This is a genomic window from Serratia sp. 22264, from assembly GCF_052045345.1.
GTDB classification, from domain to species: domain Bacteria; phylum Pseudomonadota; class Gammaproteobacteria; order Enterobacterales; family Enterobacteriaceae; genus Serratia; species Serratia plymuthica.
Map to the genome: position 1 here is coordinate 249,995 of NZ_JBQEOY010000006.1, position 25,993 is coordinate 275,987.

Sequence of the window (25,993 nt, forward strand, 5' to 3'; positions counted from 1 at the left end):
AATCTGCTATGCAACGCGAGGGCCAAAAATGCGAAAAATTGCGCAGGTGCTGAGCGGTAAAGGATTTCTTTCGTCGAATCATCCAGTATAATGAACAAACTATGACAAAGAAAAAAGCACACAAACCCGGTTCCGCCACCATTGCGCAGAACAAGCGAGCGCGTTTCGAATACTTCATTGAAGAAGAGTTCGAGGCGGGCCTGTCTTTGCAAGGGTGGGAAGTAAAATCGCTGCGTGCCGGCAAAGCCAACATTAGCGACAGCTACGTGACCTTCCGCGATGGTGAAGCCTATCTGTTTGGGGCCACCGTCTCACCGCTCAACGTAGCCTCGTCGCATGTGGTATGCGATCCGACACGTACCCGTAAATTGCTGCTGAAAAAACGTGAGCTGGACTCACTGCTCGGCCGCGTAAACCGCGACGGCTACACCGTGGTTGCCTTGTCCATGTATTGGAAAAATGCCTGGGCCAAGATCAAGATCGGCGTAGCCAAAGGCAAGAAAGAACACGATAAACGCGATGACATCAAAGATCGTGAATGGCAGACGGCGAAATCCCGTATCATGAAGCATGCCAACCGATAAGCCTCTGGCTTAACGGGTTAAACTTCTGGTATACTGAACAAAGTTACTTGGGGCTGATTCTGGATTCGACGGGATTGTGAGGCCTTAGGAGCATGCCGAGGGGCGGTTGGCCTCGTAAAAAGCCGCAAAAAAAATAATTGCAAACGACTCGCAATTCGAATCTGCTGCTTTAGCAGCTTAATCAGCCTAAGAAACTGAAGATTCCCTCTCTCCCTAGCCTCCGCTCTTAGGACGGGGATCAAGAGAGGTCAAACCCAAAAGAGATCGCGTGGATGTCCTGCCTGGGGCTGAAGCGTTAAACCCAATCAGGCTAGTTTGTTAGTGGCGTGTCCATCCGCAGCTGACCGGCGAATGTAATGATTGGACTAAGCATGTAGTGCCGACGGTGTAGTAATTTCGGACGGGGGTTCAAATCCCCCCAGCTCCACCAAATGATGATCCGGGTATTACCAGATAAGTCCGGAGAAGTACGGAAAGCCCGCATCCCACCTAGGTTTGCGGGCTTTTTTGTGTCTGTAGCAGTCCGAGAACATCCAGCTAAATCCGGGATTTATTGGTATACGTTTAGGTATACGTTAAAATGTATGCCATAAACGTATACCAATTATGGAAGAATCCTTATATGGCGCGGACTACACGCCCCCTCACACATACCGAAGTACAAAAAGCCAAAGCCCTCGAGAAAGACCTCACTCTGCATGACGGCGATGGCCTGTTCCTGTTAGTCAAAACTACCGGCAAGAAATTATGGCGATTCCGCTACCTCCGCCCCGGCACTAGTTCACGGACTATGGTTAGCCTCGGTGCCTACCCTGCCCTGTCACTTGCCGATGCTCGGCAAATACGTGCCGAAAAGCTCGCGATACTGGCGAGAGGCATTGACCCACAGGCTAAAGAGGCAGAAGAAGCGGAACAGAAGCAGGTAGCCCAAGAAAGTATTTTCCTGAACGTGGCAAAGCAATGGTTCGCATTGAAACAGGTCAGCGTCAGCGCTAAGCATGCTGAAGACATCTGGCGTTCTCTGGAGAAGGACATACTGCCATCTATCGAGAATGTTCCAGTTCAGGACATCAAAGCGCGTTTGCTGATCCAAGTGCTGGAACCTATCAAGGCTCGTGGCGCATTAGAGACCGTTCGCCGATTAGTGCAACGCATCAACGAAATCATGATCTACGCCGTCAATACTGGATTGATTGATGCTAACCCGGCCTCTGGTATTGGTAACGCATTCGAACGGCCTAAGAAGCAGCATATGCCAACTATACGGCCAGAAGAACTGCCTAAGCTGATGCGTACTATCTCAATGAGCAATCTATCAATCCCAACCCGTTGCTTACTTGAGTGGCAGCTACTTACGCTTATACGTCCTGCTGAAGCCTCAGCAACCGCATGGGCTGAGATCGATATTGAGAAACGTGAGTGGTGTATCCCGGCAGAACGTATGAAAGCTAAACGCGATCACACTGTTCCACTGTCAGACCAAGCACTAGAGATATTAGAAATCATGTATCCTATCAGTGGCAGGCGTGAGCATGTGTTTCCAAGTCGTAATGATCCACATAAGCCAATGAACAGCCAGACTGCAAATGCTGCATTGAAACGTATTGGGTACGGAGGAAAGCTTGTTGCTCATGGATTACGTTCAATCGCCAGCACTGCTATGAATGAGGCTGGTTTTAATACTGATGTGATAGAGGCCGCATTATCGCATAGCGATAAAAATGAAGTGAGGAAAGCTTATAATCGCTCAACTTATCTAGAACAACGAAAAAAACTAATGGCATGGTGGGGTGAGGTAGTAATATCCTAATCAATTGACTAAATTTAATTAATTACTTCTGAGGTAACAAATGCCGGATAACTTCGTCACAACAAAAATTAGACCTATTAGAAAACTATTTATTATTAACCCCAATGACTTTGAAACTTTCTTTGAAATCACTACAGTTTTAATGTGTGAGATAGATGGGATAAATAACTTAATTCTTCAAGACCATAAAGAAACATATAACACCACAACATCTGAATTCATAAACACATTCGATCCTGATGTAATAATTAACTTCTCAGATGCCGATGATGAATTTTTATCCGAATTTTTCAATACAGAAACGTTCAACTCTAGTCAGAAAGGTTTTAACTTACATAAATTCGGCTCGCCATTATTCACATTCACAGGCAAACCCTATCTGTTAAGCAAAGACCCATTATTAATGCCAAAAAATGTTTTTGCAAACTCTGAAATTAACAGCTCGGCAAAATCCCTTTTTCACTCATTGAATTATGGTTTTATTGGTAAAAAAGACTATGTACAACTTAAGCGTTCCCCATCAATATTCCAAGATGTACAAATAAATTGCATTAACAATATAACAAAATCCGAGATTGATTTATTCAACTTAGATACTAAATTTAACAACTTATCAAATAGGATAGGAGGGGCTTATAGTTCTGGTGGCAGCATTTATGCGATAAATTATAATAAGAATAGATATTTTGATGATGGTGAGCACTTCTTTATATCAAGCCATGCTAATTTAGATTTTATATTATACTTTTGGAACACCCGCTGTACTTATAGTATGTCTAAACTGGCATGGATCCCTTTAGAGTTGCTTACGGAATTTAATCACCTAATCAATAAAGATTCTATAATCGTATACCATTCAGAAATTGAGAAGTTAAAAATTGAAAAAGAACATCCTAAAAGCACTTACATTCTAGCATCTAAATATTTTTTCCATGGTGGAAAAGAGAGGTGGATACATTTCGAGCACGACCATTATGTTAGTTTAAACAATGATAGTGCAATGATTACCCACCCGAATGAAAAAACATTTTCCGATATAGGGTTTGGTGGTGGATATTCATTTGAAATAAGAGGGTTGCCAGAGTTTATTCATCCTAAAAACCACCACCTAGGAATTCTATATAATGATAGACCTCAAGATAGGGATATGTTCCCCGAGTATTTCACTAGGTTGTCACATAAAGGAGTTTCAAAATACTTTTCTCATTTCTCACCTTATGATACATCTGGTATCACTCAGTCATTCAAGTTACCAACATTTAAAAAACTTTTGGTTAAACAATTCAAAAGCCATGGTTTTGATATAAAAGAAACACCTAAAACATTCATACTGGAACAACTCATAAAATTAATTAAAGGAGTGAGTGAATCCCATCTTATTTGCGATGAGAAAATATTCAATCTTATTATAGAGCTAACCCCTCACACCAGAACTGAGAATCTCATTAGGAAAGTACTCCCGGAAATTCATGAAACATCACACAAGGACGATATAATAGCGCACATTGGACGCCTAAAGGAACATGGGGAAATAATCACCCCATCAACAACATTAACCATGGAAGACATTGTTAGCAAATTAAAAATAAAAGTATCAAGTGATGTAGCGTACCAGGAAAAACTACAATTATTATATGATAATAAAATAATACTTCGCGGAAAGTATTTTAAATGCGAACATTGTTCCACCAACATTTGGTTGCCTTTAGAAAATTTAGAGAGATTGAATTTTTGCATTGAATGTGGCAACGCGGTAAATATACCTATTTTCGCTAACGGCCGAGTTCAGGGTGACTATTACAAATTAAATCAACTTGTATCTCGCGCAGTTGATCAAGGTCAGCTATCAACCCTATTGTTACTAAGTTATTTAAAAAAACAACAATATAGGAATTTCGAACATATATCAAATTATGAAATATTTAAAGATAAAGCTCTTATTTCAGACATAGATTTATGTGTAAAAATAGGTCGTAAAATAGGTATTTGTGAGTGTAAGTCACATAGCGCCTTCAGCGAAAGTCAATTAACGGAAATAATTGAAATATCCAAAGCAATAAAATGCGATTTTATAATACTATCCTGTCTCCTAGAAAAAAACGATGGGAGAATAAAAGAAACAGTAAAGAGAGTAAAAGAAACCAACATAAAAATACCAGTATTTATATTAACTAAGAAAGAGCTTTTTTCTGAATCACATCAAGTAATTTATAAATATTTTGAAGTAGAATCCAGGAGTAATGAATTCCCCCATGGACCAATAGTTATAGGAGGATAGATAATCAGACAAGACAGCACGCGCGCAATACTCCCTCGCCTACGCGCTCTGACTTTATCATGCACATTTCATGCATGGCACAGAGGCCCTGTAAGCCCTTGTGGCGCGGGGTTATGGCTGTTTTTAGGGGCTGGGAATTCATGCAAAATCATGCACCCTATGCATGCACGCTCGATTTAAGGCGGGCTAGCCAGAAAAAAGCTGTTTTCGGGCTTGGGGGAACGGTAAACGCCCCGCAGCAAAATCAACAATGCAACGGGGCCTGTTCAATCAGTGGAGTGTTTGATTTCGACTATAACGGCGATAACGGTTTAATGTCCTTTTTTCCGGTGGTGGTAAATCATCGCCGGTCACCGTTTCCGCTTGTATGGGCTGACATAAAATCTTATCGACGCTCTCCACCGTTTTAAAGGTGCAGGAACACACGATGTTTTGGCATTGATAATAGGCCTCTTTCGTTTGTTCGGTCACATAACGGCTGGTACGGGTATAAGACGAATGGGTGCACAGCGGACAACGCATCATGATGTGGCCCCTTTCTGCTGCAATCGCTGGCGTTTTTCCTTCAGTTCCAAGGCAACCTGCATGCGTCTGGCAGGGCTGCGTTTCAGCTCTGGCAATACGCCGGTTTCTGCCGGTATCGTCAGACCAATATCTTTGAGTACCGGGTGGTCGATATTTTGCTGTGCTATGGCAAGGTGAATACGACCCTGTAGCGTTCCCAGTAGCTGTTGTTCAATCATTTTCATCGGGTTGTTCCCATAGACGCCGTAAGCCTGCTGCCAGCGCGCAAACCTTGATGACATCGAGACTGGTAAGCGCTGTGCTCAATGCATCTATAGCCTGGCACATAACATGGTTTGCAAAGGCCGTGAGTTCAGCTTCATGCGAGGTCACCATTTTCGGGGCCGACTCACCGCAACTGAGGTGAAGCTGCATTTTGTCCAGTTCCATCTCTTCAATCAGGCCGTCGAACTCTTTGGTCAGCTCCCGCTTGGAAATGCCAACATTACCCCGGCGAACCCACGCAAATATCTGTATCACGCGTACCTCTCTTATATGGAGGCCCGGGGACACAAGTACCCATTGAATCTGACCGCGTTCGGGCGCGCCGTGCCGCAAACCCTGCGTGAGTATGAAATCGCTCTGTTGAAACGCAAGACCAATCAGGGGATGCAGACCAACCTAATATTAAGTGAAGACTGTGAAGCCGACTGGCTCCCCAAGTGTGAAATGCGCTAAGCGAATGGCGTCACGATCGTTTCTGCCGATCAATAGGCTTTTATTGAGCTGTCGAACCCATTAGACGCTGTTGTGTGGGGCCACTTATAGTCGAGCGGTACAAACCGCATACACCCAACACAGGGGAACCCCGTAGCGGTGACTACTCAGGCCTGCATTGCAGGCCTTTTCTCTGCCTGAAATCTCTCCCTGCAGCTCACGCACTGTGAAAACAATCACCGACTCAGGCCGGTGTTTTGCATTTTGTGACTGACTGTTCACCGTAAGTGACCAGTCTTGGCAAACTCATCACCAACTAATCACTGGTTAATTGATTGTTTTTAAACAACTAAACCAAAAAGTGAACAGTGTGATCAGTTTTTCTATAAATCTTTTTTATGACTGAATGCCCTATCTGACAAAGTTAGCTTTTTAAACGTATCTTATGCACCATATGATTCTCATGACAAACACATTATAATTAGCTATAACAATATAAAATTGAAAATCGCGCTTGGAATTCTAAAATGGATATTAACAATAGAGAGCTTGCTACAATAATATGGTTTTCAATAATATTTACTTTCTTAATGACTAAGAAAGAGATAAGGTCATTTTTTCCTCAATTTTTTCAAATATTGATGAACAAGCAAGTAATCATTGTCTTTAGCGCATCGATTATTTGGACAACTATTTTCATAGTGGCTATGAGAGAAGTCGGGCTATGGAGTTCAGATAACCTAAAAACGACTTTGGTTTGGGTGATTACTTTTGCATTTGCCACTCTTTTTGACATGAAAAAAATAGAGAAAGACAATAATTATTTTAAAGAACAGATAAAGAGCACGTTAAAGATTACCGCTATTTTAACATTCATATTGGAGTTGCAAAGTTTCTCTTTAATTGCAGAGCTAATTCTTACCCCTATAATTTTCATGATATCAGCTATGATAGTGGTTGGGAAAACAAATGAAAAGAATAAAAGTGCCACCACTTTCTTGAAATATATATTGTCATTTATAGTTATAATTTACTTCATGCACTCTCTATACGTGTCATTGACGTCATTTTCAGAAACATTTACAAAGAAAAATCTAACTGAATTCCTTACTCCAATAATCCTCTCGTTAACATACTTACCTTTTGTTTACCTTTTACATATATATCAAAGATATGAAAGGGAGTTTATTGGGCTAAAGTTCAGAATAGATAATGAAAGTTTATATAAAAAAGCAAAATTAATGTCACTTTTAAATTTTAGAAGTGATATAGATGGTTTACATCGCTGGGTAAGGGAAACTAACAATTTAAAAAACATTGAAGAGCTAAGGGCGAAAGTAGACGAAATAAAAAAAAGAAAACATATGGAGGCACATCCATCTTCACACTCAGAGCTGGCCGAATGGCCACCTAATTCATCAAGACTTTTCCTGCAAGAAATAAATTTAACTACTAATGATTATCATCCTACTGATGATGAATGGTGGGCCTCAAGCTCAATGTTAGAGATTGGTGATGATGCATGTATTGCAGATAATATTTCATACTACATATATGGCAATGAGAGTTCAGTCACAAAACTCAAACTGCGAGCACACATTAATAATTTACCTATTTCAGAGGAATCAGCCACTTTCATTAGAATCGCTATTTTAATGCTTACTAGAAAAGCGCTCAAAAATAGTGAAGTTGAAATTCCTGAATTTAAAGAGATTACGGGAAAGAAAATAATAAAAGATGGAGAGTATACCATCACCTTAGAAAAAGAGGATTTCATTGGCGCTATAAATGGGTATACCTTCAATTTAATTCTTGAAGTATGCAGCACCTAACTCACTGAAAAAACAACCACCGTTGTAAAGAATGGCAATCAATGTACATATAGAAGGCCTTGAATATGCTTCATGTAAGATCTATAAAAAATAAAAATCCACATGAAGTCTATTTTCCTCTAAAGCAGTCATCCGAACTTCAGTTAGAGTCAATGATAAACTAGTAACGAATAAAAAATAAATTTTTTCTAGCTCATGCTCAACCAGGAAACCCTATTCATGCTGATTAGAAGTCAGATTTCTAACAAATCACTTTCCTGCATTGGCATACGTTTAGGTATACCCCACAGGTCTTAACTATTTTTATCAATAAATACAAAAAACTAAACATGTTATTCAGACGCCCCCAACGGAACTGAATTCGCATCTTTAGTCACTTCGTTTATAAATTTAGTTAGCATATTTGATCACTGCAAATACATCAAAACTTCTGCTCGTAAAGTCAGAGCAAGTATTGTTAAAATTAATACCTAGACAACACTTGGAAAACTAACTCATGGATATAACAGCAAAAGAAGACCGCTACGAGCGTTGGGTAAAAGTTTCAATTGGTTTAGCCAGATTTGATCCATTTCTTGTAAGCCTAGTGCTGCATATCGGCCAGATGGATACTAATCTTTGGGAATTTGATGCCACTTTAGTCGAAAAATATAAGTCTGATGGCGATGTTAATGAGGATTATGACGCAATCGTTGATCATCTAACCAATTCATATTTATGGGTTTTAGGAGCCTATGAAATCGTTCGCACTCTTACAGAGCGCATTAGGGACCAGCAAAGCGATGACCCACCAGAAGTATTGCAGCGATTTAAGGCAGCTAGAGCCAGATTTGCTCGCTTGCGAATACCATTGGCAAAATTAGAGCCAGCTAAGGATTACAAGAAAACTGATTTTCATATTGCATATCCCGGATTTGATTATGATATAGGGATTGCTTGGAAAGTTAGTGAAGGTGTGGTGATTTCTCGGCAAGAGCTGTCAGATATTTTTCTTGAGGCGCTCGAATTCACCCGTTCACGCAAGCTCCAACGAACATTTTCTCAGTGATATCGTTAATTTGATAGCCTTGTAAATTGCTTCAAATTTGTGACATACTGCTGTGACATTGATTCCCGCTACATTGCTCAAAGAATCAGGCAGTTAGTACTTGGTGTCGCTCTCAGCCAGCTCCACCAAATAGGTCACCGGTGATACCAGATAGATCCGGCGATAATAGCGAAAAAGCCCGCAACTGAGTTGCGGGCTTTTTTGTGTCTGTCGTAGTCCGAGAGTATCCCGTTCAACCTGGGATTTATGGATCTACGTTGCGGAACCTTGTGCGCCATAGGCCTTCCACCTCGTAGCTTCCCACTCCAGTGTCTTTCTTCGCGAGAGACCTAATCCCTTTACAAACAGTCAGTTTGATAAAAATCCAGGCATAAAGAGTGTCGCTCATGTATGAGGTTTACAGGAGCGATATTCATTTAAACGGCTTTTCTTTCAATTAAAAAATCAATCAACGTCTTCACTCTTTTGGTCTTGCCCGCATTTTTCGGGTAATAGAGATAAACGGCTGGGTAGGTTTTCCAGTAATTCTCCATCACGGGAATAAATTTCTCTTTGTCGGGCTGCAAGCTGTGAATGGGCTCGAACAACCTTCCTATGCCCAGTCCGTTCCGTATTCCATCGGCCATAACCTCAATATCGTTGCTGATTAACTGGCCCGGCATCTCAACGGTTAGCTGCTCGCCTTTGTGATCCAGAATCAGCGGAAGGATACGGTTATTGGTGATGAATCGATAGCCGATAAGGTTGTGCTGATGGAGCTCTGCCGGCGTAGTGGGCGTACCGAACGCCTCCAGATAGGCCGATGACGCATACAGCCCTTCCCTAAACGGCTTCATCAACTGGCGAGCCACCACTCCGCCTTCAAGAATATCGCCAAAGCGTATCCCCAGATCAAAGCGCTCATCAATAATATTGACGGTGCCGTCGTAAACCGAAACTTCAAGTTTAATGCCGGGATATTGCCGGCAAAAGGCCGCCATAGCCGGTTTAAGTATGAGCAGATAAGCAAAGCGGGAGAGCGTAATCCTGACCAGGCCGGAGGGTTCCTGGTTCTGGTCGCGGATGTTTTCCAACGACGTTTCAAGCGAGTCCACTGCCGCTACGGTTTGCTCCAACAGCTGTTGCCCAGCTTCCGTCAGTTCAATGCGCCTTGTCGTACGGACAAAAAGAGGGTGACCTATGTGTTGCTCAAGCAGCTTAAGCGCCTTACTGACGGAGGGAGGCGTAATCTCGAGCTTCCTGGCCGCAGCCGAAATATTGCCTTCCCGGGCAATGCTCTGAAAGATGCGTATCTGGTTGTAAATCACGTTATTCATCACGTCATCCTGAAGCAAATGGCCCACTGATTATTAACTACAGGCTAAATATCCTTAAGTCAATAAGGGCCTAATCTTATCAAAATCGCGAGCTTATACTTTTTTCAGTTCCCCCTTCATCGTTAAGTTCAGGAGACTGAAATGCGCATTTTGTGTTTGGATATTCCCGCTTCCGGCGCCACGCTGGAAAAATACGCTCCACATCTGACTTCAGAAGTGTTGCATACCTGGGGTTTATATAAATCCGGCAGCATCCGGGATATTTATTTTCGACAGGATCGGCCCGGCGTAGCGATTTTTCTTGAATGTGATTCGGTGGAAAAAGCCCGGATGGTGATGGCCGATTTTCCGCTGGCAAAAGCCGGTCTGCTTACCTTCGAATGTATCCCCTTGGGATCATTTGCCAATTGGGAACACCTGTTTGCCGGAGAGTTCAAAAATCAGTCAGAGGAAGCGATGAAATGAAATCAGATCGCAAACCCGTGCTGTGCGTCGTCACCAGCCATCCGATAAAAGGCGTTTCCGGTGTGCCTACCGGTTTTTTCATGGCTGAGCTCACTCATCCCTTGAAAGTGCTGGAAGATGCGGGGATCCCAACGGTGATTGCCAGCATTCGTGGGGGCCAACCGCCGATTGACGGTTTCGATCTCAGCGATCCCGTTAACGCCTGGTTCTGGAACGAGACCGATTTCCAGCATCGCCTCGCCACCACACCGCCTTTATCTGAGCTGAACGGGGCCGATTATTCCGCGGTCTTTTTTGCCGGCGGGCACGGCACAATGTGGGACTACCGCGATAACCCGGATGCGCAGCGCATTATCAGAGAGGTATACGAAAACGGCGGGATAGTGTCGGCAGTCTGCCATGGCCCGGCCGCGCTGGTTGACGCGAAACTCAGCAACGGTGAATACCTGGTGAAAGGAAAGAACCTGGCGGCCTTCACCAATAAAGAAGAAGACGAAGTTCAGGGAACGGCGGTGGTCCCCTATTTGTTGGAAACCGCCCTGCGGGAGCACGGCGCGCTTCATCATGAAGCACCCAACTGGTCTGAGAACGTGGTGACGGATGGTCGCCTGATCACCGGTCAGAACCCTGCCTCAGCGCACGGCGTTGGCGTGGCATTGGTGGGCGCGTTGCACCAGTCAATCTAGAGAGTGCAGTGTTGGAATCAGTGTGTTCGGCTGGGCGTCGCAATGTCCTCACGACGGGACTCCGCGTTCTGGCAGGCATCGCCATTTCAAGCATTCTCCCTTGTTCTGCGGCTGTTCCCCTATGTCAACACACTGAGCGGAAATCAAAAGCGATGAAAATCATTTGCCTTGAAGAACATACTCTGGACAAAGCGCTGGTTATGGCATCCATGCCGGCTGCACTTGCGCAGGCGCCGTTTCTGAGCGACTGGGGCAAAACGATTACTGACGGCAATCTTCCCGACCGAAGCCGCCCCCAAATTGAAAAAAACGACCTGATCAACGTTAAGGGCGCAGACATAGGTCGTGGGCGTCTGGACGATATGGACGAGGCCGGTATCACCATGCAGGTGCTTTCGGTTGGCGGATTTCCGCACCTGATATCGGCTGCTGAGGGGGTGGATTTGAACCGCGCGGCTAACGACCGCCTCGCTAACGCGGTTAACGCTCATCCAGACCGCTTTGCCGCATTCGCCACGCTTCCATGGGCTCAGCCCGATGCGGCAGAAAAAGAACTTGAGCGAGCGGTTAAAGAGTTGGGTTTTAAAGGCGCTCTGCTCAACGGCAGGCCATCGATCCACTTTCTCGACCATCCGGATTACGACGGACTGCTGGCCCGCTTTAACGCTCTTGGCGTCCCGCTCTATCTCCACCCGGGGCTTCCCGTTCGCAGCGTACAACAAGCTTATTACAGCGGCTTCAGTGATGAAGTTACCGCCAGGCTATCGATGTTTGGTTGGGGTTGGCATCACGAAGCGGGCATCCATCTGCTGCGGTTAATCCTGTCCGGAGCCTTTGATAAATATCCGAACCTGCAGGTCATCAGCGGCCACTGGGGAGAGATGCTGCCATTCTGGTTACAGCGTCTGGACGATAGCCTCCCTCAGGCCGCTACGGGATTACGACGCACCATTACGCAGACCTTTCGCGAGCAGGTGTATGTGACGCCATCAGGAATGCTGACGCTGCCGCATTTTCAGTTTATCTATGCGCTGTTGGGAGCCGAGCGGATCCTTTTTTCTGTTGATTATCCCTACCAGACGCTGGATGGCGTGAAGGCATTTATCCAGAGTTTGCCTGTTCCTGAAGAGGCGAAAGAAGCGATAGCCTTCCGCAATGCGGAGCGGTTATTCGGATTAACGTCTTGATGAAAAAGGCTTTGCGGAAGCCTTGAGTCAATCAGGGTGATTATTAGTTTTTGACTAAAAGTGATTGAACTATTAATCCCCTAAAAAACAAAATACGGTCATTCTATACTGGTGACCTGGTAAACAATTAACTTCTAATCTATTGAAAATGAAAAATATCCTGATTATTTCCGGACATCCGAATCTTAACGAGTCAATGGGTAACGCGACTATTCTGGATGAAATAACCTTGGCATTGCCAGATGTTGAAATTCGCCGCCTGGACTGGCTCTATCCGGACAACAAAATCAATGTAAAAGCCGAGCAGGAAAGCCTGCTGAAGGCAGATGTGATCGTCTGGCAATTTCCATTCTCCTGGTATTCACTTCCGGGCGTAATGAAATTATGGCTGGATGAAGTTTTTGTCCACGGGTTCGCGCATGGTTCAACCGCAAAACTGGGCGGTAAAAAACTTATTCTTTCGTTTACCACCGGCGCACCGCAAGCACTCTATTCATCGGAAGGATTTTTTGGCCATAGCCTTGAAAATTACCTTGCCCAGTTTGAAACCACCGCCAGACTTTGCAATCTGGATTTGCAAATGCCGGTGTATACCTGTGGCATCAGTTATGCCGACAGGGATGAAAATAAAATAGCGCAACAGAAAATCATGGCCAAAGAGCATGCCTCACGACTGATCGCGTTGTTGAGATCCTTATCCCCAGAATTGAAACTGGCTGTATAAAATAAAGGTATCCCGTGAAAAATATCATAACCATGACACTGTGCCTGCTGGTCGGTAGTCCCGCATTTGCGACCGGTTCATCCCCTCTGGATAAAGTCGTTATGAATATTTTCGAGCTGGGCATCAAAGCGGGGAAAAGCCGGCAGTATGATGAAGTCGCCAGAAGTACCATTTCCTCTTCCGTTGAGTCTGAAAGTGGCACCCTGGCAATGTACTCGCTCAAACGCAAGGATGATCTCAATCAGGCGTACATGATTGAAATCTACGCCGGAAAGGAGGCCTATAAAAAACACTTAGATTCAGAGCAGTACCAGGCATTTATTAAGCGTGCTCCTGAAATCACAGATAAAAAAAGCAAAATAGATGTCACTCCGCAATTTCTTGGCGACAAGCGAATAGTACAAAACGAGAGAACGATAAATAACCTGGTTATTGTCGATGTAAAACCCGAGCACCAACAGGCCTTCAAAAATATCGTCATCGCGGAAATGTCTGACTCCCTGAAGCTTGAAAGTGGCGTGCTGGCTATGTATGCCGCAACCGATGCGAAAAATGAAAATCGCTGGTACTTCTATGAAATTTACGCCAGCGAAGCTGATTATCAACGGCACAGGCAGACGCCGCACTTCCGGGGATATATAGAGCAAACCTCAGAAATGACAACCGGGAAGGAATCAATCCCTGTCGTGCCCGTGTTTCTCAGAAATAAAGGTACCCTGCAGTTTGATGATTAACGCCGGAACGCCAGTCGATTAGATGAGGTTTGCAATGAAAGAGGTGATTGCCGCTGCAGTGATGTCGCTTGTGCTTGCAGATTTCGCGGATGCAGAAGAAAAAAGAGGTGAAGCCATGTTAAAAATTAATCCATCGGGCCTTTCAGTTGCCGATATCCAATCCGTTTCTCCGGCACTGGCCCGCTTCGGTAGCGAAGCCATTACGGACGACCTCTGGAAACGTGATGAGCTTTCGCAACGTGACCGCAGCATCGTTACCCTGGCTATTCTGATTGCCAGGAACCAGCCCACCGAGCTAAAGCATTATGTCGGGGTTGCGCTCGACAGTGGCGTCACGCCGGCCGAAGTATCGGAGATTATCACGCACCTTGCGTTCTATTCCGGGTGGCCAAGCGCGATGTCGGCTATCGCGGCAACTAAAGGTGTTTTTCAGAAATATGGCGTCACGGCAGAACAGTTAGCCGAAGCCTCTCCTGCACTTCTGCCGCTTAATCAGGATGCTGAACGGCAGCGTTCAGAAACGGTGGAAAAAAATGTCGCGCCAATTTCCCCCGGGCTGGTCAAATTCACCACCTCCCCTCTCTTTCTCGATCTTTGGCAGAGACCGGCGCTTAAGCCCCGGGACAGGAGTCTGGTGACGGTAAGCGCGCTGATAGCATCGGGGCAGAGCGCGCAAATCGGTTACCACCTTAACCGGGCCATGGATAATGGATTGACCGCCGAGGAAGCGGGTGAAATCGTCACCCATTGCGCTTTCTATGCCGGCTGGCCAAATGCCTTTTCGGCAGCCCCCGTGGTCGGTGAAGTGCTACGCACCCGATAAGGATAGAGCGCCCTGGATTAGCGGTGCAAAAAGAGCCCGATGAATGGTGCCAGAAACTGTCCTCACGGCGTTATAGGATGTCTTCGCAAGCAGAAGAGGCATCCACATCGCACTCATCTCCTCCTGTCTTTTAGAAGGATTTGCACCCTATCTCGACCAGAACCGCTCAAACCTTGGTGAAACAAATGAAACGTATTCAGTACGACAGTTATGGTGGCCCGGAGTTGATGCGGGTCGATGAGTTTGAATTACCCGCCCCCGGTAACGATGAAGTGGCCGTGCGAGTCAGGTTCGCGGCAATCAACCCCATCGACTGGAAGCTGCGCAGCGGACTGATGAAGATCGTCACCGGCAGAAACTTTCCCCGCGCAATGGGAATGGATTTTTCCGGTATCGTCACCTCCATTGGCCCAGGTGTCTCGCGCTTTAGGGTCGGCGACGCCGTCTTCGGCCTCGCTCGCTTCAAGGAAAGCGGTGCGCTTGGCCAGTCAGTGATAACGAAAGAAAACTTCCTGACCAGGAAGCCCGTGAGTATCTCCTTCGAGGATGCTGCCTGTCTGGGTACGCCGGGCGTGACCGCATGGAACGGACTGATCGACAAGGCCAAGCTGCAAGCGGGTCAGCACGTCTTCATTAATGGCTGTGCCGGAGCGGTGGGTGAAGCATCCGTGCAGATCGCACGGCTTTTCGGTGCAGTTGTTTCCGGAAGTTGCAGCTCCCGAGACATGGAGCGCGCTAAATCTCTTGGCGTAGAGACGGTCTACGACTATCGCGCAACGGATTTGTCGTCAATAACCACGCGCTTCGATGTGGTATACGACACGGCTGCGACAATGACCCTATCCGCCGGCGTGGCTATGCTACGCCGCGGGGGCGTGTTTCTTGATCTCAACCCCGGCCTGGGCAAGTTCATTCGGGCCGTCTTCGATCGCCGGTTGAAGCCTGTCATTGGTTCGCCGCGAGCCGACATCCTGGAAAAGCTTGCCAGTGCCGCTAAAGAGGGCAAGCTCCAAATAGCGATTGGCGAAACCGTTGCTCTGGAGGGGGCGATTAAACTGATCACCGAGCTTGAAAAGGGCCGCAAGCTCGGCGGTAAAGGCATTGTGGCGATGGAGTAGGCATGGCCAGAAGTCATCGATTGTTCGACCTGATGCAAGTGCTCCGCCGGCACCGTAGAACGGTGTCGGGCCAGGCACTTGCGCATGAGTTGGGCGTGTCCCTGCGAACCATCCGCCGCGACGTTGCCACACTGCAAGGCATGGGAGCCGACATCGACGGAGAGGCAGGCGTCGGCTACATCCTGCGGCCAGGATCTCTCCTGCCCCCAATGTCTTTTACCGAAGAAGAGATCCTGGCGCTCGTGACCGGTGCCAAGTGGGTCAGCCGTCAGACCGACGCCAGGTTAGCCCTTGCGGTGACAAACGCGCTGGCCAAAATCAATGCAGTCCTTCCACCCGACATGCGTTCAGCCCTCGACGATGACACTATCTATGTAGGTCATTCGCTGAAAGGCTCGACACATCTTGATCTGAGCGAAGTCCGTCGAGCGCTGCGCGAACAGCGTAAGCTGCGCATCAAGCTGTCTCTCGAACACGCACCGGAAGATGAGCAGGTAATATGGCCGATCATGCTCGGCTTTATCGAAGCCAAGCGGTTTATCGCAGCCTGGTGCGAACTGGATGAACAGTTCCGGGTGATCGGCATGGACGATATCACGAGCGCGGAAGTTCTTGCCGAACGCTACCTTCGGAGCCGCCGGCTGCTCGTCAAGGAATGGCGCGCTCTCGAGATGCGGCCGTGCAACGGTCAGGGCGAGATTTGCTGATTTTAGGCATATGCCATAAATGTCGTTCGGTCACCCATGCCCCTATGCTTAACTCCGCATCGCCTCACAACCACGTTTAATCATCTGTTTTAAAATAAAATAGAAATAACTGCCGTTATATCCTTAGCCGTCTCACGCAATAACCCCATATTACCCTTGCCAAGTGTAAGGTTGCCCGCCAGTTTATTGGTTACAGTGACGCGCTGATTTATAAGCATCGGAGATGCCCGCAGCGTGTCGTCTTAGCAGTACACCGAAGTAAGGACAATGCCATGGTGGTTTACAGCTTTTTCGTGAGAGGGGATCAAATTTTTGCTCTCAATACCTCATCACCTGATTTCGAGACCAGGCAGAAACATTTTTTGGACAAAGGGTACGCAAAGCAGTTTGCAGAACTGGAAGCCCTGTCCCCAGAGGCCGCCGTTATCAGATTTAAAGACATCAAAGGTGAGGAGCGCAAAACAGAACATGCTTTTTCCACAAGCGCTGTATTTACCTCGCTGATGGATGTTTTGTTGAAGAAGGGCTGAGTGTTCACGACAAAAATAGGCGACCGATGCAACTATCAGAGCCGAGAAGAATACTGAAAAAGCCGCAATTTACATGGTGGTTTTTTAGCGTTTCAGCACGCCAGAGTCTCAATACGCTTGATTCTCATCTCCCCCATAAAGTGGCCAACATGCATTCCAGAACGCAGGAAACATAAAAAAATACCTTGAAAACCAACATTCAATACATAAACAAAGAAATTAATTAACAATAAAACAATCAGTAATTCATATATAACACGTCACAATTCAAAGCCAATCAGTCACAAACCTGTCATTATTGATATAAAAAACCAAATTAAAATAAAAATCAAAATTTAAATCTGAATATTCACACTTTTTAGGTATATAATTCCAATAACAGGATAAAGCTGATATATTTCATGAAATAAACTTCACGCCCCCTAAGGCCGGACTTATGAATCATATTAAAAAATATGCCACCTTTATCTTTGCAGCCATTTTAATTTATACCGAAACTGCTCAGGCGAGTATATTTATGCAGGTTACAAAAAGAACGGGAACCTGGTATTCTGGAACATTCGATTATGAACTAATTGATTGGTTCACCAACGATAACACCCCCAACCCGTGCTACAAAAAGCCGAAATGTAAAATAGCAATATCAAGTAACCACAATCCAACCCTTATCGACCTTTACAGTGATGGTTCCTGGACTGGGAATAAAAACCCCTGGGTATCAGACTCAGAAACAATCGGTATTTTAGGTCAGAATTTCAAACAGTTTGTAGGAATACCTCGATCAGGAAAAATTCAATACAATAATATACTTGGTGGTAGTGGTTGCGTAGGTGTTTTTTATTCAATGAATACTCTTTGGGAACCAAGCGCATTCAGGTTGCCAGGTTCTATATGCGCTATTCCACCGGATGAAACAAACGCCTGTGAAATAAAAACACCTCAATTAACGCTGGATCACGGTGTTTTAGCCCCAGAGCAGTTGAATAACCATAGTGTCACCGACTCGTTATTGCTCTCCTGCCATCAAACGACAAATATCCAGCTCTATATCACTGAAAACGCGGGTGGAATCATGCTTCGTAGCGACGGTAGTTTATTTTCAAACCTCAAACTCAATGGCCAACCGGCAAACAAAGGTATTGTCCTACAGGTCGGGCCAACCGGCACCACAGTACAGGTCAGTTCCGTATTGAGAGCAGTAGGAAACGTTGAGCCAGGCATTTTTCAGGGTAGCGCAGTGGCACTGTTGGCACTCCCCTGAACGTGCGTATTGTATGCCGGCCTGCCGGGTTTCTGGCTCGAAAGCGTCATGACGCTGTTTCAAGGCCCGTGGCCTACCCCTTGCTTAATAAAATCGATAAAAGCGCGCAGCGGCGAGGGGATAAACCGCCGGTCGGAATAATAAAGAAACGGGCCGGAAAACTGCGGCCACCAGGGTTCGAGCACCGGCTCCAGGCTCCCCTTGGCCAGGTAAGGTTTCAACCAATCCTCAAACAGATAGACAATCCCCACGCCGGCCACCGCCGCCGCGATGGCCAGGTCCGTGGCGCCACCGGCCTGCACCGTCAGCGGCCCCTCAGGGTGAAGTGAGACATTCTCCCCGTCCTTTGCAAACTCCCAGGGGTAACTTTTGCCGCTGGGGAAACGACCCTTGATACAAGCGTGCGTAAACAGATCATGCGGATGTGCAGGCCGCCCACGCCGATCAAGGTAATCCGCAGATGCGCCTGCGGCAAAGCGCTGTACCCGGGGGCCAATAGGCACGGCAATCATGTCTTTTTCCAGCCGCTCTTCATAGCGGATACCGGCATCGCAGCCGGCGGCCAGCACATCGACAAAGCTTTCTTCCGTCTGTACTTCAACCTTGATATCCGGGTAGGCGGCGAGAAAGGCAGGAATCAACGCCGGCAGCACCAGACGCGCCGCACTGACCGGGACATTTAGCTTAAGCATTCCGGCGGGTTTATCGCGAAAACCATTCACCACATCGAGCGCGCCCTGCACCTCGGCGAGCGCGGGTCCCAGCCTTTCCAGCAAGCCGTAACCGGCGGCGGTTGGCGTTACGCTGCGCGTCGTACGGTTAAACAGCCGGACGCCAAGCTGTTTTTCCAGGCGCCGGATGGCGTCGCTGACCCCGGACGCGCTCCGGCCCAACGTTCGCGCACCTTCACGAAATCCCCCCGAGCGCGCGACGGCGAGAAAAGCATGCAGGTCTTCTAGATCGGTTTTCATTGTTCGTTTCCCCGTACACCCCGTCCACTGCCTCACTACTTATCACAGGGGTGAGCTGCGCCTATTATAAATAAATGCGGCAGCCCCGCTGGCTATCCCAACAGGAGACAGGTTATGTCCATTAACGACAAGCATCACACATTTCCCCTTGGCGATCGAAACGTCAAGCGGCTAGGCTACGGCGCCATGCAGTTGGCCGGCCCCGGCGTGTTCGGGCCACCGAAGGATCCTGATGCCGCCCTGGCGGTACTGCGGGAAGCGGTTGCGCTGGGGGTTAACCATATCGACACCAGCGACTTTTATGGCCCGCATATCACTAACCAATTGATTCGTAAAGCACTGGCGCCCTATCCGGACGATCTGACCCTTGTCACCAAAATCGGCGCGCGCCGGGGTGCGGACGCCTCATGGCTACCGGCCTTTTCCGCTGCAGAACTGACCAGTGCGGTGCATGACAACTTGCGTAATCTGGGCCTTGAAAGGCTGGACGTGGTCAATCTCAGGATCATGCTTGATACTCATGGCCCGGCGGAAGGCTCGATAGAAGAACCCCTGACGATCCTCGCAGAGCTTCAACGCCAGGGGTGGGTGAAACATATAGGCCTGAGTAATGTGACACCGACCCAGGTGGTGCAGGCGCGCAAGATTTGCAGCATTGTTTGCGTGCAAAACCACTACAACCTGATAAACCGCGGCGACGATGCGCTGATTGACCATCTGGCCCAGGAAGGCATCGCTTATGTGCCGTTTTTCCCGCTCGGCGGTTTTACGCCGCTCCAATCCTCGGCGTTATCAGATATCGCTGTGCGTCTTGGGGCCACGCCTCTGCAAACCGCGCTGGCGTGGCTGTATCATCGTTCGCCCAATATTCTGTTGATACCGGGCACCTCCTCCATCGGTCATTTGCGCGAAAACCTCGCGGTGCCTGATTTGCCGTGGACGGAGGATATCGCTAAAGCGCTGGACGCTCTCGTCTGACACGCGGCGCCAGTTATACCGCAAAAAACAAAACCCTGCCGAAGCAGGGTTTTAGTGTTCGTCTTTCCGAACCGTCGACAGTTACCTTTTATCGGTCTTTCCCGATCGTCATTGGGTTCAAGAGCATAGCCAAATCACCACGGCAGACAGGCACGACTCCCCTGCGGACAGAATATGCTCTCGAACACGTGGATTAAAACCTGTAGCCACCGCCCAGCAAGACCTGGCTTGAAATGTCTTTATCCACCATTGGGCTATCGGTGATTTCACTGCTCAACCGTACCGCGCGCAATAATGCGGTGGCATACCAATGGTCACTAAACTGATAGTTGGCGCTCAGTTCTACATAAGGGCTCCAGCTCTCTCCAGCCGAGTATGCCGAGAAATGGCTGCGCTTTGCCTCGGCCTGGCTTATGCCATAGTAGTAATCATTTTGGTTGCCGTTGTTGTAAACCGCACCCGCACCGGGCGCAATCCGCAACTTGCCCGCCTTGATCGGGTATAGGAAAGCCACATCGCCCACGACTCCATTGCTGTTATCGAGGGTATCTCCGGCCAGTGACGCACGAATAACCCCCCATCTCTCTTTATGGGTGACAGCCATCCCGGCCATTAATGTGCCGTCACGCTTATCCAGGCTTTTCATTTGGCTGTTGTGACTGTCGTCCGGATCAAAACCCAGCGGAGAATAGTAAGTAATAACCGAGATCTGATCCTTTGGCGTATTCAGTAAATAATAACCGGCAGCCAACGAATGAATATAAAAGTTCCCTTGCTCATAATTTACCGTAGGAAGCCCCTGTGTTTTGGCATCGGTATCAACATAACCATAATCGTTTAGCATAGCGGCTGCGCCTAAAGACCAGCTTGCAGCGGATGAAACCGAAGGGTAAACAAGAGAAGCGAAAATCAAAAAAACATTAATATGAGATACTTTCCTCAGAAAAAAGGAAAGCAGAGAAACTGAAAACGGCTTCATTATTATCATCCATAGTGGGGGCATCAAACGCCCTGCATACTACTCCCGACAGTAATCGCCTCATAGCCGCTCATCTGTCCAAAAATGTACACCTGCCAATAGATTGATTTATATAAACATTCACTCCACCTTACCAATACCCCCTCTACGAGGCCTTAGTAATAAGGCAGCTCAATTGCATCGCAGCAAGGTATAATATAGTATGCGGAAAAACTGAATCTAGGGTTCACCGTAATAAGCTCTCGCCTTTGGACTATCAAATTATGGCAGCAGAAATCACCTTAACTCCCCTGAAAAAAAATGCCCCGGTCTTATTCACGCAAGATGATAAACCCACAGAACATATCTTGGCACTTCAGCACGCGTTAACGCCATTTGGAAAGAAATGCTCGTTTCCTGCTGGAAAGAAAATCCGTTTGTTTCACAACGGAATACGTCATTGGTTTTTGCTCCAGTCAGGTGAAATGTCTGCATGTCATGACAGCGATGGGTTAAAAATAGCCAATTTTAGAGAGCCCTCACTCGCCGGCATAGCAGAAACCTTCTACCCTAAAGAACTGCTCTTCTTCCTGGCTGAATCACCGGTTGAACTTCTGATGTATCAGGAAAGCGACGTGCTGGAAACCCTGGCACGAGAAAACCTTTGGCAGAGCCTGGTCTATATACAAGCTTATATTATCCAAACTCTGAGCATTCGCGATAAATTGCTTTCGGGCAACGATACCTATGAGATAGTTTGTAATCACCTACGCATGCTAATGAATGAGAAAGATGCTTTTCGGCTATCCACCACCGTTCCACGCTATATCCAGCAAAGAACGCAACTCTCACGCAGCGGCATCATGAAAATATTATCTGACCTGCGTAAGGGGGGTTACATTACTATCGAAAAAGGGATTTTATACGCGGTTAATCGGTTGCCGAAGCGTTATTAAATTACCGTTCATGGCCCCCCCTCCAAACGATGTACTCGCCTTATTTGACGTTGCCGGCCTGGCTGCGGCGGCCTTTACAGCGCCCGCGTATACACCCGTGAAGCCTCGCCCCAGGGGTGATAGCCCAATCCGTTAAAAGCAAAGCCCTGTTTTTCGTAGTAGCCCTCAAGATCGGTGCACAGATGCAGTTGCGGGAAGCCAAATTTGCGAGCCTCTTCCGCCACATGATTAATCAGCAACGCACCGTAACCCCGCCCACGGTGCGCTTCTTCCACATACAGCGCACACAACCAGGGGTACAACTCGCCGCGGCTGATAAAATCATTGGTAATCAACCCTGCACAACCCAGGATATCGTGGTTATCCATCAGCAAATACCACTGCGGCAGCGGATTGGCTGCGCCAATGCAGCGGGTAATGGCATCTTCATACATCATCAGGGTGTCTGGTGAAGCCCAGTGTTGCTGGAAATAGCGAATCGCTTGTTGCGCAAACTCAGGTGATTGACGCACCGAAATCATGTTCATATCCGTTCCTGTGATTATTTTCCCTGCTTAAACCGGCTTAAAATTATGCGGTAAGCGAAAGGGATTGGCACGGCGTTTATGATAGAAATCAGCCGGATGTGCGGATAACATGGCGACACTGCCCAAAGATTCGGCAGTGTTTTTCCCAAACAGGAGCCGTTATGACGCAAAATATTTATGACAATCAGGCCTTCTTCGACGGTTATGCCCAGCTCAGTCGTTCGGTAAACGGGCTGGACGGCGCGCCGGAATGGCCGGCTATCCGCAGCATATTGCCGGATTTGCACGGCAAGAAGGTGGTCGATCTCGGCTGCGGCTACGGTTGGTTCTGCCGCAGCGCACGCGAGCAGGGCGCCGCGAGCGTACTTGGCATGGACCTCTCCGAGAAAATGCTGAACAAAGCGCGGGAGATGACGCACGACGCCGGCATTGAATACCGCCGGCAGGATCTGGAGCAGCTTCAACTGCCGCCGGCATCCTGCGATCTGGCCTACAGTTCATTGACTCTGCACTATATCGAAGATCTGGCCCGGCTGTTCGCCACGGTTTATCAGGCGCTGGCAGCGGGTGGGCAGTTTATCTTCACCGCAGAGCACCCGATTTATACTGCGCCGCAGCATCAGGGCTGGCTGGTCGATCAACACGGGCAAAAATCCTGGCCGGTCAACGGCTATCAGCAGGAAGGGCAGCGAACCTCCAACTGGCTGGCGGAAGGCGTCATCAAACAACACCGTATGCTCGGCAGCTATATCAACCTGCTGGTGCAACAGGGATTCGTCATCACCTATTTGAATGAATGGGGCCCTTCGGCGCAGCAAATCACGGAGAACCCGGCGCTCGATGAAGAAAAAGAACGCCCGATGATCTTTATCCTGGCCGCCCATAAACCCGCCTGATTATTCCCTTTCGCAGTACATCCTTAACACATCCACGCTTGGGGAGGCCGCCTCCCCCCAACGTTTTATATTCCGCCCCTGGCGACGCCTTCTTGCGTAAAGCCCGCCAACAGCCGACTATACTTAAGCTTTACCCCCTTTGAACCGGAGAGAAAACAATGGCATTTACTGTCGGCGATTTTGTACAGCGCACTACCGGCGGCCCAAAGATGATCGTGGTGGCCATTGATGGTGACACGCTGGTCTGCAGTTGGAACGAACTGGGCACCGAGCAGCGTGCGGAAGTCCAGGCCAGCGATGTGGCGCTCTATCATGAAGACGGCGATTTCGGCGTATGCTGAACGATCGGGGCGCTGCTGCGCCCCGCTAAACTTTCAGGCGCGAATGTCCTGATAGCCCGGCGTGGTGTCGAATTCGTGTTTGGCGAACGGGCACAACGGAATGATTTTACGGTTTTCCGCACGCATTTTCGCCACCACCAGCGCCACCAGCTTTTTACCCACACCCTGACCTTTCAATACCTCATCTACCCAGGTGTGATCGATGATGGTTAATTTATCCCCGCTCGGCACAAAAGATATCTCGGCGATGGTTTTCCCCTGCCGATCGTTTATATAGAAACGTTTCTCATCTTCCAGAATGTTAAGTTCCACAGCCTTTCTCCTGATATTTAAATGCGTAATGGCTTGCCACCGCTAGAAATAACCTAAGGTTAGTCTATTATTTAAACAGCAACACAACATAATTCCGCAGTGGCTGAGGAGTTCAAAATGGGTGACGGCTCAAAAGACGGTGTTATTCTGCTATCCCGCATATTGTTGATGGTCCTGTTTATCATTTTTGGCTGGATGAAGCTGACCAGCTTTGGCGCAACGGTGAGCTCAATGGAGGGTTACGGTACCCCGATGCCGTATTTGGCGGCGATTATCGCCGTGGTGGTTGAGTTTGTTTTCGGCATTGCGCTTATTCTCGGCATATTTACCCGCCCTATTGCGGTTATTTTCGCCGTCTATGTGCTTGGCACCGCTTTTATCGGCCATCCATTCTGGAAAATGACCGGGATGGAAATGATGGGCAATGAAATCAACTTCTTCAAAAACATCAGTATTATCGGCGGGTTGCTGCTGTTGGCGGTCACCGGTGCCGGGCGTTATTCGCTGGACTATAAATTCTTTAATAAATAGCCCCATTCAGCCGGCAGTCATGCTGCCGGCTGCTCTTCCTTTATTTACCCCCTAGCGACTACGCTTGGCATGACGCTCGAAGTTGTCGGCCTTGGCCTGCGCCGATTTACGCAACGTGACGTAGCAAGCACCGTCTCCCCCGTCGCGCGGCAGCGCCCGACAAAATGCCTGTACCTGCTCAAACTGCGCCAGCCATTTGGCGAGGTAGCTGCGCACAATATTGGGGTGGCTCTCGTCCTCACGCCCCCGGCCATGGACAATCAACAACGAACGCAGATTGTGCTTTTCCGCCAGCAGAATAAAGCGGAACAGCTCTTGCCGGCAGGTCTCGACCGGCTTCCTCAGCAGGTTGAGGTTGGCCTGCGGCGGGTAACGGCCATTGCGCAACTTATCCAGCACGCCCTGTTGAATGCCCTCGCCTTTGTATTCCAGCGGCAGCCCGCAGGGGATCACCTCAAGAAAACCGGTGCTGAGGAAATTCTCCTGCCGCAGCGCCTGCACTTCGCGGCGCGCACTTTTATCCACCGTTTCCCGTGGTTTGAGGTACAGCGTCTGGCACCCGCGAGATAACGGGATGACATCGGCCATCGCCTGCGCAAAAACATCTTTTTCCTGGTTGCTCATCTCACTGCCACTCCTGGACGGGAAGCCTTTTGGCGCGGATGAAGCTGATTGTAAGACGTCGTGTCCCGGTTGCAAGCCGGAATTGTCAGCGGAGTTTGTCCGCAATCGTCGTCAACGAGTGAGGTTCTGTGCAGTTTTCGTTATACTGCAAACCATTATTGAGTGCCGCAAAGGAAGAGACCATGAGAATGCGCGAGCTGGAAATCCAGTTTCAAAATGCGATGAGCGAGTTGCAGGCCAGCTTCGAAAAGCAGCACCGTGAATGGCAGCAAAGCTATCAGGCTCTGCAACAGTTATTGGAAGAGTCCAAACAACGCGAAGCGGCGCTACATATGCAAAATGCGCAGTTGGTGCGCAAACTGAGCACCGCCAACTCGGTGCCGGAACAGCACGCGCTGGTGAAGCAAATCAAAATGCTGGGCGCACATCTGGATGCGTTGGCCAAAGACGCCGCCACCTTCAACCATCACCTGCACAATCAACAGCGGGCAGCCGACAATTTCAGCGGCGAACAGCGTTGACCCCGGGCGCTGTAGCACAGCGCCTCCTGCCAAATACTGGCGCTCTGAGAGTGT

General features: G+C 48.0%; 29 protein-coding genes, 1 other RNA gene and 1 pseudogene. 23 read left to right on the top strand and 8 right to left on the bottom strand.

The features are described from left to right. Positions 1–101: 101 nt before the first annotated feature. From smpB to ACTJJ1_RS19950, 4 genes are all read left to right on the top strand, one after another. Complete coding sequence (gene smpB, locus ACTJJ1_RS19935) at positions 102–584, top strand: SsrA-binding protein SmpB (RefSeq protein ID WP_004953643.1); 483 nt, start codon at positions 102–104, stop codon at positions 582–584. Between the two features lie 49 nt (positions 585–633). After that, positions 634–1,014, top strand: a transfer-messenger RNA (tmRNA) gene (gene ssrA, locus ACTJJ1_RS19940). Between the two features lie 192 nt (positions 1,015–1,206). Next, a complete protein-coding gene (locus ACTJJ1_RS19945; RefSeq protein WP_440834995.1) occupies positions 1,207–2,394 on the top strand; it encodes an integrase domain-containing protein in 1,188 nt (395 codons plus the stop codon). A 40-nt stretch (positions 2,395–2,434) separates the two neighbouring features. After that, positions 2,435–4,672, top strand: a complete 2,238-nt coding sequence (locus tag ACTJJ1_RS19950; RefSeq protein ID WP_440834997.1) for a hypothetical protein — start codon at positions 2,435–2,437, stop codon at positions 4,670–4,672. Positions 4,673–4,942: 270 nt separating this feature from the next. Here ACTJJ1_RS19950 and ACTJJ1_RS19955 read toward each other — a convergent pair whose 3' ends face one another. After that, positions 4,943–5,197, bottom strand: coding sequence for an ogr/Delta-like zinc finger family protein (locus ACTJJ1_RS19955; protein ID WP_046374795.1), 255 nt, complete (start codon positions 5,195–5,197; stop codon positions 4,943–4,945). Further along, positions 5,194–5,421, bottom strand: a complete 228-nt coding sequence (locus ACTJJ1_RS19960) for a hypothetical protein (protein ID WP_440834999.1) — start codon at positions 5,419–5,421, stop codon at positions 5,194–5,196. The genes ACTJJ1_RS19955 and ACTJJ1_RS19960 overlap by 4 nt, the downstream gene beginning before the upstream one ends. Before the next feature lie 244 nt (positions 5,422–5,665). Between ACTJJ1_RS19960 and ACTJJ1_RS19965 the strand changes: the two are divergent. The 3 genes and pseudogenes from ACTJJ1_RS19965 to ACTJJ1_RS19975 all read left to right on the top strand — a co-directional run. Further along, a pseudogene (locus ACTJJ1_RS19965) lies at positions 5,666–5,914 on the top strand (winged helix-turn-helix domain-containing protein); the annotation flags it as partial. 506 nt (positions 5,915–6,420) lie between these two features. After that, positions 6,421–7,725 carry a hypothetical protein gene (locus tag ACTJJ1_RS19970; RefSeq protein WP_440835001.1) on the top strand — a complete coding sequence of 435 codons (1,305 nt, stop codon included), beginning with the start codon at positions 6,421–6,423 and terminating at the stop codon, positions 7,723–7,725. Positions 7,726–8,221: 496 nt separating this feature from the next. After that, positions 8,222–8,773, top strand: a complete 552-nt coding sequence (locus ACTJJ1_RS19975) for a hypothetical protein (RefSeq protein ID WP_440835002.1) — start codon at positions 8,222–8,224, stop codon at positions 8,771–8,773. 416 nt (positions 8,774–9,189) lie between these two features. Here ACTJJ1_RS19975 and ACTJJ1_RS19980 read toward each other — a convergent pair whose 3' ends face one another. Further along, positions 9,190–10,089 carry a LysR family transcriptional regulator gene (locus ACTJJ1_RS19980; protein ID WP_330760765.1) on the bottom strand — a complete coding sequence of 300 codons (900 nt, stop codon included), beginning with the start codon at positions 10,087–10,089 and terminating at the stop codon, positions 9,190–9,192. 141 nt (positions 10,090–10,230) lie between these two features. On the opposite strand from ACTJJ1_RS19980, the gene ACTJJ1_RS19985 reads away from it, so the two are divergent. From ACTJJ1_RS19985 to ACTJJ1_RS20030, 10 genes are all read left to right on the top strand, one after another. After that, positions 10,231–10,554: a hypothetical protein gene (locus ACTJJ1_RS19985; RefSeq protein ID WP_041417136.1), complete on the top strand. Its 324-nt coding sequence runs from the start codon at positions 10,231–10,233 to the stop codon at positions 10,552–10,554. Next, positions 10,551–11,240 (top strand): type 1 glutamine amidotransferase domain-containing protein, encoded by a 690-nt coding sequence (locus ACTJJ1_RS19990; protein WP_006327394.1) that lies wholly within the window; start codon positions 10,551–10,553, stop codon positions 11,238–11,240. Before ACTJJ1_RS19985 ends, ACTJJ1_RS19990 begins: the two co-directional genes overlap by 4 nt. 152 nt (positions 11,241–11,392) lie before the next feature. Continuing rightward, positions 11,393–12,427 (top strand): amidohydrolase family protein, encoded by a 1,035-nt coding sequence (locus tag ACTJJ1_RS19995; RefSeq protein WP_004953653.1) that lies wholly within the window; start codon positions 11,393–11,395, stop codon positions 12,425–12,427. A gap of 148 nt (positions 12,428–12,575) precedes the next feature. Then, positions 12,576–13,151, top strand: coding sequence for an NAD(P)H-dependent oxidoreductase (locus ACTJJ1_RS20000; protein ID WP_440835005.1), 576 nt, complete (start codon positions 12,576–12,578; stop codon positions 13,149–13,151). A 14-nt stretch (positions 13,152–13,165) separates the two neighbouring features. Continuing rightward, positions 13,166–13,885, top strand: a complete 720-nt coding sequence (locus ACTJJ1_RS20005; protein WP_440835007.1) for a putative quinol monooxygenase — start codon at positions 13,166–13,168, stop codon at positions 13,883–13,885. A gap of 34 nt (positions 13,886–13,919) precedes the next feature. Next, complete coding sequence (locus ACTJJ1_RS20010) at positions 13,920–14,708, top strand: carboxymuconolactone decarboxylase family protein (RefSeq protein ID WP_421413635.1); 789 nt, start codon at positions 13,920–13,922, stop codon at positions 14,706–14,708. A gap of 185 nt (positions 14,709–14,893) precedes the next feature. Beyond that, the gene (locus tag ACTJJ1_RS20015; RefSeq protein WP_004953663.1) at positions 14,894–15,826 is read left to right on the top strand and encodes an NAD(P)-dependent alcohol dehydrogenase; all 933 of its coding nucleotides are present in this window, start codon (positions 14,894–14,896) and stop codon (positions 15,824–15,826) included. Between the two features lie 2 nt (positions 15,827–15,828). Next, entirely contained in the window at positions 15,829–16,533 is a 705-nt protein-coding gene (locus tag ACTJJ1_RS20020) for a helix-turn-helix transcriptional regulator (protein ID WP_440835010.1), read from the top strand. A 272-nt stretch (positions 16,534–16,805) separates the two neighbouring features. Continuing rightward, complete coding sequence (locus tag ACTJJ1_RS20025; protein ID WP_041417138.1) at positions 16,806–17,063, top strand: hypothetical protein; 258 nt, start codon at positions 16,806–16,808, stop codon at positions 17,061–17,063. 436 nt (positions 17,064–17,499) lie between these two features. Continuing rightward, positions 17,500–18,324, top strand: a complete 825-nt coding sequence (locus ACTJJ1_RS20030; protein WP_440835012.1) for an MrpH family fimbial adhesin — start codon at positions 17,500–17,502, stop codon at positions 18,322–18,324. Between the two features lie 59 nt (positions 18,325–18,383). On the opposite strand, the gene ACTJJ1_RS20035 is transcribed toward ACTJJ1_RS20030, so the two are convergent. Further along, on the bottom strand, positions 18,384–19,295 hold the full coding sequence (locus tag ACTJJ1_RS20035) for a LysR family transcriptional regulator (protein ID WP_440835014.1): 912 nt from the start codon (positions 19,293–19,295) through the stop codon (positions 18,384–18,386). 114 nt (positions 19,296–19,409) lie between these two features. On the opposite strand from ACTJJ1_RS20035, the gene ACTJJ1_RS20040 reads away from it, so the two are divergent. After that, positions 19,410–20,273, top strand: coding sequence for an aldo/keto reductase family oxidoreductase (locus tag ACTJJ1_RS20040; protein WP_440835016.1), 864 nt, complete (start codon positions 19,410–19,412; stop codon positions 20,271–20,273). Between the two features lie 193 nt (positions 20,274–20,466). On the opposite strand, the gene ACTJJ1_RS20045 is transcribed toward ACTJJ1_RS20040, so the two are convergent. Then, entirely contained in the window at positions 20,467–21,252 is a 786-nt protein-coding gene (locus tag ACTJJ1_RS20045; RefSeq protein WP_440835018.1) for a MipA/OmpV family protein, read from the bottom strand. Positions 21,253–21,515: 263 nt separating this feature from the next. Here ACTJJ1_RS20045 and ACTJJ1_RS20050 point away from each other — a divergent pair, with 263 nt between their 5' ends. Next, positions 21,516–22,187, top strand: coding sequence for a helix-turn-helix domain-containing protein (locus tag ACTJJ1_RS20050; protein ID WP_440835020.1), 672 nt, complete (start codon positions 21,516–21,518; stop codon positions 22,185–22,187). 74 nt (positions 22,188–22,261) lie between these two features. On the opposite strand, the gene ACTJJ1_RS20055 is transcribed toward ACTJJ1_RS20050, so the two are convergent. Then, positions 22,262–22,714, bottom strand: a complete 453-nt coding sequence (locus tag ACTJJ1_RS20055) for a GNAT family N-acetyltransferase (protein ID WP_064799117.1) — start codon at positions 22,712–22,714, stop codon at positions 22,262–22,264. Between the two features lie 161 nt (positions 22,715–22,875). On the opposite strand from ACTJJ1_RS20055, the gene ACTJJ1_RS20060 reads away from it, so the two are divergent. Continuing rightward, the gene (locus ACTJJ1_RS20060; protein ID WP_440835022.1) at positions 22,876–23,610 is read left to right on the top strand and encodes a class I SAM-dependent DNA methyltransferase; all 735 of its coding nucleotides are present in this window, start codon (positions 22,876–22,878) and stop codon (positions 23,608–23,610) included. 158 nt (positions 23,611–23,768) lie between these two features. Next, positions 23,769–23,951 carry a hypothetical protein gene (locus ACTJJ1_RS20065; RefSeq protein WP_006327415.1) on the top strand — a complete coding sequence of 61 codons (183 nt, stop codon included), beginning with the start codon at positions 23,769–23,771 and terminating at the stop codon, positions 23,949–23,951. A gap of 33 nt (positions 23,952–23,984) precedes the next feature. On the opposite strand, the gene ACTJJ1_RS20070 is transcribed toward ACTJJ1_RS20065, so the two are convergent. Next, positions 23,985–24,263 carry a GNAT family N-acetyltransferase gene (locus tag ACTJJ1_RS20070; RefSeq protein ID WP_122290103.1) on the bottom strand — a complete coding sequence of 93 codons (279 nt, stop codon included), beginning with the start codon at positions 24,261–24,263 and terminating at the stop codon, positions 23,985–23,987. A gap of 117 nt (positions 24,264–24,380) precedes the next feature. On the opposite strand from ACTJJ1_RS20070, the gene ACTJJ1_RS20075 reads away from it, so the two are divergent. Next, positions 24,381–24,794, top strand: a complete 414-nt coding sequence (locus tag ACTJJ1_RS20075; protein ID WP_409443775.1) for a DoxX family protein — start codon at positions 24,381–24,383, stop codon at positions 24,792–24,794. A 51-nt stretch (positions 24,795–24,845) separates the two neighbouring features. On the opposite strand, the gene smrA is transcribed toward ACTJJ1_RS20075, so the two are convergent. Further along, on the bottom strand, positions 24,846–25,418 hold the full coding sequence (gene smrA, locus ACTJJ1_RS20080) for a DNA endonuclease SmrA (RefSeq protein WP_409443776.1): 573 nt from the start codon (positions 25,416–25,418) through the stop codon (positions 24,846–24,848). A 182-nt stretch (positions 25,419–25,600) separates the two neighbouring features. Between smrA and ACTJJ1_RS20085 the strand changes: the two genes are divergently transcribed. Further along, complete coding sequence (locus ACTJJ1_RS20085; protein WP_004953692.1) at positions 25,601–25,939, top strand: MbeD/MobD family mobilization/exclusion protein; 339 nt, start codon at positions 25,601–25,603, stop codon at positions 25,937–25,939. Positions 25,940–25,993 lie beyond the last annotated feature (54 nt).